Source organism: Anoxybacillus sp. P3H1B, from assembly GCF_001560855.1.
Lineage (GTDB): Bacteria > Bacillota > Bacilli > Bacillales > Anoxybacillaceae > Anoxybacteroides > Anoxybacteroides rupiense.
This window is the reverse complement of record NZ_LPUG01000031.1, coordinates 1-14091: the sequence shown is the minus strand read 5'-3', so window position 1 is coordinate 14091 and position 14091 is coordinate 1. Positions and strand designations below refer to the sequence as shown.

Here is a 14091-nt window from a genome sequence, read left to right as displayed (position 1 = left end):
TTGAGCTTGAACAAGGAGAGCAGTCCTCTTTATAGCGGCGAGCTCTTCTTTTTTGTTTGCGCTAGCCGCTAATCGAACCGAAACATCTGAACTTTGCGGCAGAAAAAGGAGTTTATTCCATATGCCTGCTTTCTTGAACGATGAATAATCCTGAAGGATTGACAGTCCATATTTACCAAATTATACTACGTTTAGATGATTGATATGGAATTCCGATGATGGTTGAGAGGGTTTGTTCCGGCTTAGCTGTCTTGCATATCGCAGATCTATTAGGGGGACGAGATGAAAAAATGGTTCATTTTTATCGCAAGCCTGCTTTTATTATCGGCCTGCAGTCAACCACCTCATTTTGACTCACCGATTTATTCTGGAGAAGCATTAACCATCGGCATCGTTGGAGAGCCACCGAACGTTCGCGAAAAAAACATTTCCTTTATTCCCTTGTCGATGGAGGATGTGTTAAAGAAAAATTTTCAAAATGTCGATGCTGTATTGATTCATAAACGCTATTTAAAAGAAGCGGCCAAGCCGCCGTATGCTGACATTTATTTGCAATCTCCTGTTCCGTTTGTATTTATTGAATCAGAGAAAGTGTATTTGGCGTTTGTCGATCGTGAATTAAGCGATGAAAAGGCGCATCAAATGAAATCGGGCGATTATTTTATCGGCTTCTATAAAGACACCTATTTTGGTGTAGGACTTTACAATCATATAAAAAATGAGAAAACGATCCAAGATGGCTATTCAAGGCTGTTTGCGTTGCTGGAGCGCGTCAAGCATATGGGAAAGATCATCATTCAATAGCTGTTGGATCAAAGGGGATTTCTGCAATCTCGTGAAAATTCTCTCACGTTCTTGAGATCATTTGAGAATAGAAGCCGCTCCTTGGAGAGGGCCTCCTCCAAGGAGCTTGTTTGGGTAGGGACGAAAGTGAATAGAAAAACGCCGAACCTAATTCGATAACCTAATTCGATGGGGAATGAAAACGGCATGGGCATCATTGAGACATGGCGTTCTCTTTTAGCAGCGAAAAAATGGGAAACAGCTCGTGTTATTGTTCACCATTTTTTTTCATAGGTGCGTATGATGAAGCGGCTTCAGTTCCATGCGCTTCCCCGCTCATATTGAGCATCACGACTCCGATGATAATGAGAAGGATGGCTAAGAGCTTGAATAAAGAAAAAGACTCTTTGAAGAATAGGATTCCGATTGCGGCGATAATGGCTGTGCCAAGTCCAGACCAAATGGCATAAGCGATGCTGACATCAATCTTTTTGAGCGCCAGCGTTACGAAAGTCAGGCTGGTTCCGTAAAAAACAAACATGAAAATAGAAGGGATCAGTTTGGCAAATCCTTGCGACATTTTCATTGAAGTAGTACCCATTACTTCCGAGATGATTCCTAATAATAGAAAAAACCAGCTCATAAACTCTCCTTCTTTCTTTAAAGTAATGACGAAATAAAATCATACAAGCGTTTTCCATCAGACAAAGTATGTATAGGGATCATTCATGGAAATATTATACAATAAAAAAGGTCGATAAGAAACCGCTGAATAACGGTAACTTTCATAAATAAAACGAATGGAACCAAAATGGATTCCATTCGTTTTATTTATTTTAAAATGGCCGATCGCCAACGATGGCTACGCGCTCTGCTTTGCGAGGATGCGGATAATAATCGGAAACAGCGTAATGCTGAGTGGCGCGATTATCCCAGAAGGCGATCGAGTCTTTTTCCCAGTGGAAGCGTACTTGATACTCGGGAACGTGAGCTTGACGGAACAAATATTGAAGCAGCTGCTCGCTTTCTTCTGGTTCCAGCCCGACGATCTGCGTTGTAAAGGAAGGATTGACAAACAATGTTTTCCGGCCTGTTTCCGGATGAGTGCGGACGACCGGATGTTCAACAGGCGGAAACTCTTGTTGCTTTATCGCTAATTCCTCTGGCGTCAGCAAATGGCTAAATGCAGGAGTGAAATCATGAATCGCCGTAAGGCCATCAATACGTTCCTTTATTTCATCAGGCAGATTGTCGTATGCGGCGGCCATATCGGCCCACAGCGTGTCACCGCCAATCGGCGGAGCTTCAATAAGCCTTAATACGGCCGCTTTAGCCGGATTGATTCGGAAAGTCACATCTGCGTGCCAAATGTTTTCATATCCTCCTTGCTTATGATTTCTCGCAAAGCGAACCACTTCCTTCGATTGACCTTTTTCGACAGGATAGAACGGGTGAACTTCCAATTCGCCCCATAGCCGGGCAAAGGCTTGCTGTTGTTCGCTTGTGATGTTTTGATTGCGAAAGAAGAGAACCTTCCATTCCAAGAGGGCGCGGTTAAGTTCTGCCTGCAGCTCCGGTGTAACAGGGGTTCTTAAATCGATACCACTGATTTCCGCGCCTATGATCGGACTTAACGGTTTGACTTTAAACAGTGTATAGGGCTGTTCTTCTACACCTTCAGGGAGACGGCGTAAAATACGCGGACCTACATGATCATCACGATTTTCAAATTTCAATGGACGGGGATAACGAGTATTTACATTAGACATTCAATATGCTCCTTTCAAATATTGATCTATGACTCTGAACATAAAGCAATCATAAAGCCTGCCGGAAACATGAATCAGATGGAACGAATCATCTTGGAAAAAGGGCGGTCGGAGGCCAATCTGTGAACTTGACTTTTTCATGTGAATGCACAATGAGAATGAGCTTATTCATAGTACTTAGGGCGGTTTGTCGTGTGAGTGTCCGACCGTCCAAAAGCTATACGAGATTAAGAGAATGGTCGAAAGCTTTTACTTTATCTCAACCAGCCCAACCTTGGACTGTTCACTTCTTTATTTCTAATTGCAGAAATTAAATAAGATCGCAGATCATGAAATTCCTTCAAATGCTTGAGTTCTTGAATAGACTGGCGGTATGACGATAGCGGGTTTTGCAAATCGACTACCATTCTTCCAGGATTGGCGTGCATGACTAAAATTCTTCTGCCCAGCAAAAGGGCTTCCTCTACATCATGAGTAATGAAAAAGATGCATTTTTTGGTTTTTTGCCAAAGTTCAAGTAGATGAGCCTGCATATTTTCCCGTGTTAAAGCATCCAGTGCGCTAAACGGTTCATCCATTAAAATGGCCTGCGGATCGGTAGCTAGTGTTCTAGCGATCGCTGCCCGCTGCTTCATGCCTCCAGAGAGCTGATAAGGCAGCAGATGAGCGGAAGACTCTAATCCTACCAGATTCAAATAATCCGAAACGAGTTTTTTTCGTTCGGATTTTTCCACTCCTTTCATCTTTAAACCAAACTCAATATTTTTGGCGATGGTCATCCATGGAAACAAGTTGTGGTGTTGAAAGACAACCCCTACTTTGGCGCTTGGACCGGTGTGAGGCTGGCTGTCAATCATTACTTCGCCGGCGGTTGGTGTCTGAAATCCTGCCAATATATTTAATAATGAAGATTTGCCACAGCCTGATGGGCCCAGCAGGCACACAAAGTCGTCGGCATCCAGTTGAAGATTGATATCATCCAATATGGGCGTATCGTGATGTTCTTGCGAATAAGCTAAACGAATATTTTTTAACTCGATCAATGTCGGATTGCGGTTATGAGCCATTGACGAATGTGCGGTCGTTGGCGCACTAGTCTGCATAACATCCCTCTCCATTCTTTATTGATAAAGCTCGCTTAATAATGCTTTTTGATAAACGTCCAGACTAGGAGAAGATGGTATGTTTTTTTGTTTAGCCATAAAATCTCCCGTGTCTTTTAATATTTTGGCTAATTTTCCTGGTTGATTTGGTTCACCAAAAAAGTCTTTTTGCTGCGAAGCGTCCAGCCAAATAATTTGCTTCATGGTTTTTAAGCTTTCATCAGGGGACAATCCCAGTTCCTTCGAAAGTACTTGAGCAGCCTGCTCCGGCTGGCTGTGATAATAATGTACCGCTTCATCTAGAACAGAAATATAACCTTTTACAATGTCAGGGTATTTTTGAGCGAACTCTTTATTGACAATTCCAAATTCTCCGGTTACCACGCCTTTTTGTGCTAGGTCATTGGAGGTGATTATTACGCGTCCGCCTTCATTGATAAGCTTTGTCTGTGTCGGCTGCCAAATATAAGCGCCGTCGATATCCCCCCGTTGCCAAGCAGCATAAATATCAGGCGGCTGCATATCAAGCAAGGTGATTCGCTCTTTTTTCGGATCAATGCTTGCTTCTTTTAAGGCTCCGAGCAAGCTAAAGTGAGAGGTGGAACTAAATGTAGTCGCAATTTTCTTTCCTTTTAAGTCATGCAATGATTGGATGCCAGAAGATTCTTTGACCACGAGCGCTTCACTTTCACCGATCATATCGTGAAGATAATACACTTTATAAGGCAGCTTGTTAGCGATGCCGATAGATCCCGGAGGGGTGCCGACAAGACCGAAATCAATGCTCCCGCTTGCCATGGCATTATTTACATCCCGGCCGGAATCAAATTTGATCCACCGAATTTGAATGTGGGGATATTTTTTTTCAAGCAGCCCTAATGCTTTGGCTAAAAGCTCCCCGTTTGGCGACACTTGGTATCCTAGCTTGATTTCCTTAGGCTCATGGCTTGATGCCGTGTTTTGGGCAGCTGTTGTCGCGGTGTCTTGCTTGGAACAGCCGATGATGGCGCTTGTTAGCATGAGCAGAAAAATTAGCGATAACGTATTTGATTTCCATTGAAGCTTCATTTTTTCCCTCCACCCGTTGCTTATGATTGATTATTATTCGTTCCACTATTCTGTCTTTTTGTGTGAAATTAAAGTTTATCAGCGATGATGATCGCTTAAGAGTCTTGTTTTCCCACCCAAGAGAATTGCAAGTGTTGGTACAATCGGATGAGGCTATCCATAAGAATAGCGATTCCTCCCATTAGAATGATTCCGACAAAGACGATGTCGCTCCGCAAATATTTGCTAGCATCTAATACCATCCACCCGATGCCTGAAGTAGCGGCCACCATTTCAGCTGCGACCAGCGTAGCATATGTAACCCCAATGGCGGTGCGCAAACCGGTTATGATGTCTGGCAAGCAGGATGGCAAGATGATATATAAAAGGACTTTCGGTTTGGTAGCTCCTAAAGATCGTGCTGCGTTGATTCGATCTTGCGGCACCCTCTGCACACTGGCCACCGTTGCAAGAAACAGAGGAGCAAAGGCGCTTAAGAATAGCAGGGCTACTTTTGATCGATCATCAATTCCTAGCCATAAAACAAGCAAAGCATAATAAGCCAACGGCGGGAGCGGTCTGTAAAATTCGATGATGGGATCAAAAAATGCAAGGACGTATTTGGAAATCCCGCAGAAAATCCCTAACGGTACAGCTGTGAACAAGGCTAGGATTAAAGCGATAAAAAGCCGGTGTAAGCTATCGAGTATATGAGAGCTTAACGAAATGCCTTTATATCCGTCTCTTAGTAATTCTAAAAACGTTTGCCATACAGATTGAGGGGGTGGAAGAAATACAGGATCGACCCATTTGAAATGGGTGCTGACTGTCCAAATCATAAGTATGAAGGCGACGCTGATGAAAGAAACCCCTCTAGCAAGCACATGCTTCTTATATGTAGATCTTGGTCCCATTGGTCATCTCCCTTCTTTAAAATTTAACGTTCCTTTCGTTCAAGGAAGCAATAAAATTGTAAATTCCTATATGATTACTTGGAAATATGGTAGCAAGTGGTTTTTGCTTTGTCAATATTTTTTTGCGTTAAATTAAAGAAGGAACATGCTGCTCATTTTTAAAATTGGGAAATATGCAGCAAATTTTGCGTAGAAATAAAATGTGAACCTAATATAAAATACAACTTAAAGATGAGAATGGATTTTTTCATTTGCAACGATTAAGATGACTGCCAGTGCGACAGCTTTTGATCCTCCAGGCTGTTATGGACTGGCATGATGGTAAAGGAGCAAGGGAATATGGCAAGTCGTCCAATTTAAATATTCTCCCACGTTTTCTATCATTACTAAGAAAAATGGGGGATCTTATTTGAACATAGAACGGCATTTTCTAGTGCTGATGCTGGGCCAATCATTGGCCAATATTGGTGATGTGCTTTATATTGTCGGTGTGATGGCGACGATTTACCGCATGACGGGATCAGCTGACGCAAGGCTGGCAAACGATTGCTGCGATACCGGCATTAAAAACGATTGCGGTTATGGAATGTTTAGAAACGGTTTCTAGCTCTGTTTGGATCGCTGCCATATTAATGGTGTACGTACAAGAGATGTTAAACGTGCAGGAAATATGGTGGGGGTATCTAAACAGCGCTTCCTTGATTGGCCTGATGCTCGGCAGCTTATTATGCGTAAAACTTCCTTTATGGGTGGACCGGCGACGGGCAGCGTTGATGGCATGGAGTTCGCTTGTGTCTGGCATGGCGACGATTGGGGTAGGGATGACACGAATCCCGGTGCTGGCGCTTATTTTATCGGCTGTCATTGGCTGCTTTAGCCAATTGAAGCAAATTTCACAACAAACACTGATTCAAACGAATGTTCCAAAGGAACAATTGGCTGCTGTCTATACTTCAATTGGGACAATATCCACCGCTATATTTGGAATTTCCTCTTTGATTATGGGATGGCTTTCCGATACGTTCGGTGCCTCCATCGTGTTTGTTTTTTCAGGGCTATTGCTTTTGCCGGTCAGCGTCATGGCTTATGCGAAGTCAGCATTATGGAGGAAGACACAGCGGCAGGACGGGCGAAGAGGCGACATGGAAAAGGAATAGGGAGTTGCCATGTGCTTGAAATAGGAGTGGATCGCATAGCAGACCGCGTTGTTTCGTGCGACCCTTCATTTAGCGCAAGCAAGAAAAAACCGGAGCAGCTGTTTCCAAATAAGGAATGGCCGCTCCGGTTTTACATAGGCTAACGAAGAATAAAGCCGTTGTTTTTCCATGCGGATCGTGCTTTGTTTGTTGGCGGAACCCTCATGTTTTTTCTGTTTTCACAAGATTGGCGACAAGTACATACCGTTTTGGAGCCGCTCCAATATAGTGAAACGGATAGCACGTGGAAACGGTCAACGTAGCTTTTGGTTTTGGCACAATGACGGTCCGGTCATTGGCGTCGACAATCCGCACTTTGCGGACTTTATAAGTAAACTCACCAGCTTCGGTTTTGACAATGAGGATATCTCCTTTTCCCACGTCACCAAGCCTGCGAAAGACTGTGTCGCGATGGCCAGCGAGCACACAGTTGTCTGGCTCACCGGGAAGGACGCTTCCAGCGTAATGGCCGACGCCCTTCTCAAGCTCGTCTTCGTTCGTGCCGTGATAGATCGGCAATGCGGCGTTTAGCTTGGGAATGAGAAGCTCCCCTATTTGCTCTCCAGTTTTTGGAGGATGACGGTAGACGACATGTGCGGCTTTGGCCGATACAGCTGGTTTTGCGTCTGCTGTTTTGGTTGGGATCGGTTTAGAGGCATGAATGCCTTTTTCCCATTTGTATCCATAGAATAAGATCAACAAAAGACCAGCCGCCATCAGGATGATACCGAAAAAGCGGGTGATGGTTCGTTTTCGCATTTTATTTGCTGTCTGCTCCTTTTCGAGTTCGGAATAAAAAGGCTCCAATGGCCACAAGAGCAACGCCAGCTAGCATGTTTGCCGCATAAGGAGCAGCCGTTTTTGGCAGCTTGGCTCCTGTTTCCGTTCTCTTGACTGGTTTTGGTTTAAGTTGTTTTTGGATTTGTATCACTTTTCCGCCTTGTTTCACATCATTTCCGACTTCTTCAAATAGATCGGAATTGAACATATCGGCTGTCAACACAAAATCAGCAAGCATTTCTCCTTGCTTGTTGTAAATTTCGATGAGAAGGTCATAGCCATTGGTCGATTCAAGAGTCAGCAATGACGATAAGCTTAATGGTTTTTTCTCGCCAGCTTTTGTTAGGTAAAATTGAACATCCAGCTCAAACAGGTCAAGCATGTCATGAAGAACATCGGCAATTTCCGCTAATTGAGCAGGAGACAATTCGGTTGCGCTTGTAAAATCGTACGCGCCAATGGCGGCTAAGCGTTCTCCGATTTCCTCCATTTTGCTTGCGAATTGTGGATCTTCAAGATTTAACGATCCAAAATGATTGTACAATTTTTCCAATTCGTCATTTGTCAGACCAAGCTCATCCAAGTCAGGCATTAGATAATCCACGACAGCCATTGCCAGCTCTTCGACAGTCGTATAATGGCTTAATGAATCACCGTGAGCGGCTAAAAGCTTCTCCAGCTGCTGCTTCGTTAAACCAAGCCCGCTTAAAAATTCATTTAACGCTTCTTCAGTAAGCGGAGTGAGGCTTTGATAATAGTCTACGGCATCTGCTAAATCCCCAATGGAGCTGTAATCTTCTAAAGATTCTCCATGTTTTTTTAACAGTGTCAGCAAGTGATCTTTTGTCATATGGCGTTCTTGCAAAAATTGGTTTAATGTTTCATCTGTAATTGGAGTCGAATAGTCATGGAAAAATTCGACATAATCAGCCAGCTCGTTGTAAAATTTAAACACATCGGTGATTGGTTGATTTGGTTCGAGTTCACCATTGTCAATCAGCATTTGTTTAAGTTCGTCTTCGGTCATTCCGTATTCGTTCAGCAATTGCGCCAAGTTCTCTTCTGTCAGCGCATCACCGAGCTCAGCGCGGAGTTCGTCGACGCTGTCAAAATCATCAAGCGTATAATCGTAAGAGTCTGCTAAGTATTCCTCCAATTCTTCGACTGTCATGCCGATTTCATTCAAATAGCTTTGCAGCTCTGGATCGCGGGAATCCATGGCAAAAGCAGAAACAGGACATGCCGCGATGGCGAGCGATGTAGCCAAAGCGAAAGGAATGAATTTTTTTCTCATGTGTAAGTAACCCCCTATATTAATTGTCATTAGCAATTTTAGTATAAAACAAGGTAAAATACTTTGAAAATATAAAATAATATTCTTGTAAATCAATAAAAATACTCATATGTATATTAAAGTAAAAATATAACTAAATCTGGATTTCAGTAGAGGAGGGTATATCTGCCGATTGGGGGAGCCGATGTCTTGAAAAGTTAGTCAAGGGAAAAGTACGCAGTGCAACAATGAAGTCTGGAAAACGATTATCTACGCGATGTATGTCCATCTATTATGTTTTCAAAAGTTAAACGAGAATACGAGCTGTTGTGCTTCTAACCCCAGTTTATATCCTCTTCTCATAAACAGTCGGACGAAAGGTATCGACAACAAAATCAAGGAAGGTCGCACAGTCTTGTCTTTGGTTGGTTGCTTTCCAGAGCTGATTAGTTCCATCTTCAAGCTATATATTAATTATGAGACTGTTTATCTGCATGAGAAAGCGATATTGCTATGTCGAAAGAATTAATCATTCATATATTATAATATAGGGAATTTTTGAAATTGGATTTATATAAATTCAGAGAAATATCCTCTTTATCAAAAACTCAATTTCCTAGTATGATAGAAGTAAATCTACTTCTAGGGAGGAGATGGCATGGCTAGGATCATTCGTCCGGAGCTTGCGATGATATTTGCATTTGTGTGCGGTCTGTTTGGGCTGCTTTCGTATTCTAAAGCTGTGGCAGTGGAAAACTGTGCGTCATACACGGGAGAGGAGAAGGTTTGGTGGGATGGAGCAGAGCTAAGGCCAGGACAACTTGGTCGCTTAACAGTGCTGAAAAAAACAGCTTTGATATCATTTAAAAATAATGAGTTGATTGCTGTACGAACATTATATCCAGGTAATGTTTATAGGGTGTATGCGTTTCAATCTGGCTATTTAAGCGTTGGTGGTGGCTATTATGTCAAACGTGATACCAGTATTAAGTATGAAACACCATCGAAAGCGAAATTAGCGAGTGTGACTTGTATTGAGCAAGCGAAACAGACGAACGCCACTGTTTCGATGAATCAAGTGGTGCTTGGAGATTCGCGGTCGAAGGTGGAAGCGTTGTATGGAAAAGCAAAGCGAAGAACATGGAATGATTATGGGCTATACTGGGAAGCATATGATCGCGGGAACTACAAAGAATTTTTGATGGTGAGTTATCAGAATAATCGTGTTGCTGCTATGTATACGAATCAACCAATTGTCAGTACGAAAAAGGGCGGAGTGCTCGGAACAACTAAGACGGAAGTGGAAGCGAAATATGGTCAGCCGCTTTCCTATATTCAAAAAGGAAGTACGCAATATATGATGAAAAATGTAGAGTATGATATGTATTTGCTCAATGGAAATTATGTCACTTTTTTCTTTGATAAGTATAACAGTAACCGCGTAACGGCTGTGCAAGTAGTGGGAAAAGAGTTAGAAGAGAAGAAGAAAGGCTTTTATGGAACACCGGATACAGCGTTACGCACAGCTTATGAATATCAAATCTTTGACTTAGTCAATGCAGAGCGTTTGAAAAATCATCTGTCACTTTTGACATGGGATGGAAAAGTGGCGGAAACGGCAAGGAAGCACAGCGAGGATATGGCGAAACAAGACTATTTTAGTCATACCAACTTGCAAGGGTTATCTCCATTTGATCGAATGAAGAGGGATGGAATTTCTTATAGCACAGCAGGGGAAAATATTGCCTATGGTCAATTTAATGCTATCTTTGTCCATGAAGCTTGGATGAATTCGCTTGGTCATCGTCAGAATGTTTTACATCCTAAATTTCAACGTTTAGGTGTAGGAGTGACATTTAATAGTTATGATCAGCCATATTATACACAAGATTTTTATACTCCTTAGTTATTTATAATGAAGTCTGGATGTGAGGCTGTTCTTTGACAGGAACAGCCTCTAGTTGTCATGTGCTGTGCTTTCAGCAATAATGCGTTGTGTAGATAGGATCGCCATAAGTTGTACAACATTAGAGCTATATAAATACAAGCCGTTTTTCTGACGCCCATAAACTTCTTGCATTATAAAAGGAGTAAGTTTTCTTCTTACTCCTTTAGGTAAAATCTGGCCAATTGGTCTGTTGTTGATCTCCTTCAATTTTTGCTAACGTCCGATAGCGAAACGGTAATAAATCGTTTTCGGGCTTATTTAAGAACCGCTTTGCCAATTCGAATGGAATCAGGTCAAACTGTTCTTTGTTTTCTGCAATAAAATACAAACCAACGATCATTCCTTTTTTTAGTATATCTAATGTGAGAAAAGCGGGATAGTATGTTTTATCTTTTGCCTCAAGAACCGCTTTAGCCGTAATTAAGCCATTTCCTTCTTCCTCAAGATCATGGTTGCTTATTTTCTCTAATACCTTAATAGCCCATCCTTGTTTTTTATATCCTCCGATCAATTTAGGAGGGTTTTCTTGCAATTGTTTTAATATATCATGATTTGTCATAAGAGCATTGTAACCCCCTCCGCATACACATGTTTTCAAGCCATTCTGTCTTATGATATACATACTTTCAGATGAAATGCAAACGTTTTTCTATGGAAATCAAGGTAGCTGTATTGACAATAAGCAGTACAAAAAATACAGATAAAGCGACTATTGGTTGTAATTGCTTGAATGACGTCGATATATATAGTAAAGCTACATATTTATTTAATTCGTGGATCTCCATATTGAACCGATAGTTCTAAGTGTAATCGGAAGAGCTATATTAGGATGATTAGCTTCCGAATATCTTTATTGAATTCAATTGACGTTTCTGTAAAATTGATCCAATTATAACCGACATTTCCCATCTCTTACTCGTGTACCAAACCCATGGCTTTTTGCATCTTCATATACCACATGATGATTTTTTGACGCCTCCTGTTTTGGACAGATATATATAACTAATTTTTACCAAAATCATATACAATCCCTATTTTTTAATTTATTTGTCGGTGATAAACACTTGAAGAAGCATAGCTAGTTCCACATATCAGCAATTACGGGCTTTTCCCTAAAAGTCTTCCATTGTCACTGCTTTGAGGATGCGGACTATAACCAGAGTATTAGTTGGTTTTTGAACCAAGAGGAATTAATTGTTAGTATTCCTGATTCTTTTTGATTTGATTCTTGAAAAACATTGTTTTTTACTTGCCTAGATTATAGGGAGTTGTATATGTAAAGTGACTTGGTTTTAAAGTAAATCTCCTTTTTTGTAAAATGATTGAATATTGAATAATTGCGTCTTATTCTCACGTATATAAATTTCTTTTCGTTTGATTACAAGCTTGTTTACATCATTAAGCAATTGAACATGGGGCTTCCAGATGTTTTTCGGAAGAAGTAGTAATGATGCTTAGCATCATCGACTGTTTTGAAGCAACAAAGGTATCTGCAAAGTTCTCTTAGTCCAGAAGCTGTTCCATGGGGTTGAAAAAACATGAAACCGTCTCCTGAAGAACTGCCGACATTTTAAGTATTATATGCAGGGTATTTTCCGTGACTATATATAGTGTCTTAAGGTGAAATGATAAGTTATTGAGACTCTTTTGCCTGTTTTTTATAGACGATAAGAAGTGAATTCGCCACTGGTCGTACCGTTCCGTCGGAAGGTTTGTTGATAACTGCCAACTTCCCATCCGATTGTCTTACTACGAATGTTGAAGAGCCTCCTCCGTCTAAGGTCATTGCCTCAACAGCATGAAAATCTTTCATTAACTTAGCAAGTTCATTTAAGGTAACACCGTTGCTATGAGCGGGGTTACGTCCATCTACTACAACAGCCAATACTTTTCCGGTTTTATCTATACCAATAGCCGTGCGCGGATGTGCGCCTGCAATATTGAATGATTGTGCAACACCATTGGCGACCAAGCGATATCGCCCGCCAATCGCTTCTTGTACCTCATTCCAAGGATGTTGGTCATACTGAATCGAAATTTGAATTGTATCACCAGCTTTGACTTGCTGCAAATAGCTGCTTGCCTCTCCATGCCCAGATAAAATCATTTCTCCCGGAAGAAGCGGTTCGTTTCCCGCACCGCTGACCACCTTTTTCACCTTGGATGTAATCGTGTTGTTTCCGTTTAACTTTCCTTGGATGTTCGTTAATACCACTTCTGTGCCGAGGGCATTGGTTAACGTTGTTGTCGAAAAATAGGGAGTATAAAGGACAAGATTATTCGCATAACGAGGCTTGTTAATTGAATGGATAGGGTGATTATTAGCATCATTAGTTGTCATTTCCATCCTGACATCGGGATTTCCAATGATAGGGGTGCCATCTGCCCGAATACCAAAAATCACCCGTTTGTCCTGTGAAGTTGTGTTAGTTGTAATGATTTCGCCATGATGCACCATTAAATCAATCGGGGCGCCATTGGCCTTAAAATAATCACCGTTGATTGCACCAAGCACTAAGTGGTCACCAGTGTTAGCTTGATTAGCTTGCTGAAGAACAGACTCTACTCCAAGTATTTGTTCATTTGAAAGTGCTGTTTCAATCTCTATGTGATCTTCTTTAGTATTGATATCGAGCTTGTACACATGCTGTTTTCTGTTATCCCCATATATATCTAATTCAGATTTTTCAACACCAGGAACAATAACTGTAGAAGACTCGTTCATAATTGTACCAAGCGCTATTCTCTTAACACCATACCGCTCCGGATCGACAAGCTTTAGCTTTTCTTTTGAAGGTGTTTTATACTGTACATATCCCTTGATATTAGTTACATATAAACTGCCTCCCACTCCATATTGTTTTTTATCATATGAATAAACACGGTACTGTTCTTTTGGCTTTAATAATCTTACAAAACGTAATTTTCCATTTTCTCGTTTCCATAGATTAATCGGTTTTAATATTTCAATTTTACCAATCTGTCCTTTTACAAGTTTTGCTCCTTCCCAATAGACGGCAGTTTCTGCACGAACTTCTACCGTTGTCATCATCCACATCAACGAGATTACAAAGAAAAAATAAATCAGTCGCTTATAAAACATTAGGAATTCTCCCCTTAACTAGTTTAATAGATTGATTTCAACATACATTATCAGTAGCGTTGCATAAAAAATAAAAATATTTTATACAGAATTTTCTGGATAAAATATTTTATGATAAACGAAAAACAAGGCAGTAACCAACTAAAGGTGATCACTATCCATTTGGTAATAAATG

At 41.2% G+C, this 14091-nt stretch carries 13 protein-coding genes and 1 pseudogene; 5 read left to right on the top strand and 9 right to left on the bottom strand.

Features of this window, described 5'->3' with window-relative positions:
• Positions 1 to 282: 282 nt before the first annotated feature.
• The gene (locus AT864_RS16635) at positions 283 to 804 is read left to right on the top strand and encodes a hypothetical protein (RefSeq protein ID WP_066150960.1); all 522 of its coding nucleotides are present in this window, start codon (positions 283 to 285) and stop codon (positions 802 to 804) included.
• Between the two features lie 247 nt (positions 805 to 1051).
• Here the strand turns inward: AT864_RS16635 and AT864_RS16630 are convergent, their stop codons facing one another.
• The 5 genes from AT864_RS16630 to AT864_RS16610 form a co-directional block, all read right to left on the bottom strand.
• Positions 1052 to 1426, bottom strand: a complete 375-nt coding sequence (locus tag AT864_RS16630; RefSeq protein WP_066150957.1) for a multidrug efflux SMR transporter — start codon at positions 1424 to 1426, stop codon at positions 1052 to 1054.
• Positions 1427 to 1619: 193 nt separating this feature from the next.
• Entirely contained in the window at positions 1620 to 2552 is a 933-nt protein-coding gene (locus tag AT864_RS16625) for a TauD/TfdA family dioxygenase (RefSeq protein WP_066150954.1), read from the bottom strand.
• Between the two features lie 254 nt (positions 2553 to 2806).
• Positions 2807 to 3655, bottom strand: a complete 849-nt coding sequence (locus AT864_RS16620; RefSeq protein WP_082741726.1) for an ABC transporter ATP-binding protein — start codon at positions 3653 to 3655, stop codon at positions 2807 to 2809.
• An 18-nt stretch (positions 3656 to 3673) separates the two neighbouring features.
• Entirely contained in the window at positions 3674 to 4723 is a 1050-nt protein-coding gene (locus tag AT864_RS16615) for an aliphatic sulfonate ABC transporter substrate-binding protein (protein ID WP_082741725.1), read from the bottom strand.
• 95 nt (positions 4724 to 4818) lie between these two features.
• Positions 4819 to 5616: an ABC transporter permease gene (locus AT864_RS16610; protein WP_066150952.1), complete on the bottom strand. Its 798-nt coding sequence runs from the start codon at positions 5614 to 5616 to the stop codon at positions 4819 to 4821.
• 409 nt (positions 5617 to 6025) lie between these two features.
• Between AT864_RS16610 and AT864_RS16605 the strand changes: the two genes are divergently transcribed.
• Genes AT864_RS16605 through AT864_RS18565 form a run of 3 tightly spaced genes read left to right on the top strand, consistent with a single transcriptional unit; the run spans position 6026 to position 6916 of the window.
• Positions 6026 to 6223: a hypothetical protein gene (locus AT864_RS16605; RefSeq protein ID WP_066150948.1), complete on the top strand. Its 198-nt coding sequence runs from the start codon at positions 6026 to 6028 to the stop codon at positions 6221 to 6223.
• A complete protein-coding gene (locus AT864_RS16600) occupies positions 6198 to 6773 on the top strand; it encodes an MFS transporter (protein WP_197431036.1) in 576 nt (191 codons plus the stop codon). Before AT864_RS16605 ends, AT864_RS16600 begins: the two co-directional genes overlap by 26 nt.
• Positions 6774 to 6784: 11 nt before the next feature.
• Positions 6785 to 6916: a hypothetical protein gene (locus tag AT864_RS18565; RefSeq protein WP_255357524.1), complete on the top strand. Its 132-nt coding sequence runs from the start codon at positions 6785 to 6787 to the stop codon at positions 6914 to 6916.
• 58 nt (positions 6917 to 6974) lie between these two features.
• On the opposite strand, the gene AT864_RS16595 is transcribed toward AT864_RS18565, so the two are convergent.
• Entirely contained in the window at positions 6975 to 7571 is a 597-nt protein-coding gene (locus tag AT864_RS16595; protein WP_066150942.1) for a class D sortase, read from the bottom strand.
• 1 nt (position 7572) lies between these two features.
• On the bottom strand, positions 7573 to 8886 hold the full coding sequence (locus tag AT864_RS16590) for a processed acidic surface protein (protein WP_066150939.1): 1314 nt from the start codon (positions 8884 to 8886) through the stop codon (positions 7573 to 7575).
• 637 nt (positions 8887 to 9523) lie between these two features.
• Here AT864_RS16590 and AT864_RS16585 point away from each other — a divergent pair.
• Entirely contained in the window at positions 9524 to 10771 is a 1248-nt protein-coding gene (locus AT864_RS16585) for a CAP-associated domain-containing protein (protein WP_066150937.1), read from the top strand.
• A gap of 205 nt (positions 10772 to 10976) precedes the next feature.
• Here AT864_RS16585 and AT864_RS16580 read toward each other — a convergent pair whose 3' ends face one another.
• On the bottom strand, positions 10977 to 11372 hold the full coding sequence (locus AT864_RS16580; RefSeq protein ID WP_066150934.1) for a hypothetical protein: 396 nt from the start codon (positions 11370 to 11372) through the stop codon (positions 10977 to 10979).
• Between the two features lie 1077 nt (positions 11373 to 12449).
• Positions 12450 to 13829, bottom strand: a pseudogene (locus tag AT864_RS16575) (phosphodiester glycosidase family protein); the annotation flags it as partial.
• Positions 13830 to 14091 lie beyond the last annotated feature (262 nt).

Excerpts from the sequence above, each read along its gene's own strand:
- AT864_RS16635 (WP_066150960.1), top strand. The coding sequence starts at position 283 with ATGAAAAAATGGTTCATTTTTATCGCAAGCCTGCTTTTATTATCGGCC.
- AT864_RS16630 (WP_066150957.1), bottom strand. The coding sequence starts at position 1,426 with ATGAGCTGGTTTTTTCTATTATTAGGAATCATCTCGGAAGTAATGGGT.
- AT864_RS16625 (WP_066150954.1), bottom strand. The coding sequence starts at position 2,552 with ATGTCTAATGTAAATACTCGTTATCCCCGTCCATTGAAATTTGAAAAT.
- AT864_RS16620 (WP_082741726.1), bottom strand. The coding sequence starts at position 3,655 with ATGCAGACTAGTGCGCCAACGACCGCACATTCGTCAATGGCTCATAAC.
- AT864_RS16615 (WP_082741725.1), bottom strand. The coding sequence starts at position 4,723 with ATGAAGCTTCAATGGAAATCAAATACGTTATCGCTAATTTTTCTGCTC.
- AT864_RS16610 (WP_066150952.1), bottom strand. The coding sequence starts at position 5,616 with ATGGGACCAAGATCTACATATAAGAAGCATGTGCTTGCTAGAGGGGTT.
- AT864_RS16600 (WP_197431036.1), top strand. The coding sequence starts at position 6,198 with ATGGAATGTTTAGAAACGGTTTCTAGCTCTGTTTGGATCGCTGCCATA.
- AT864_RS16595 (WP_066150942.1), bottom strand. The coding sequence starts at position 7,571 with ATGCGAAAACGAACCATCACCCGCTTTTTCGGTATCATCCTGATGGCG.
- AT864_RS16590 (WP_066150939.1), bottom strand. The coding sequence starts at position 8,886 with ATGAGAAAAAAATTCATTCCTTTCGCTTTGGCTACATCGCTCGCCATC.
- AT864_RS16585 (WP_066150937.1), top strand. The coding sequence starts at position 9,524 with ATGGCTAGGATCATTCGTCCGGAGCTTGCGATGATATTTGCATTTGTG.
- AT864_RS16580 (WP_066150934.1), bottom strand. The coding sequence starts at position 11,372 with ATGACAAATCATGATATATTAAAACAATTGCAAGAAAACCCTCCTAAA.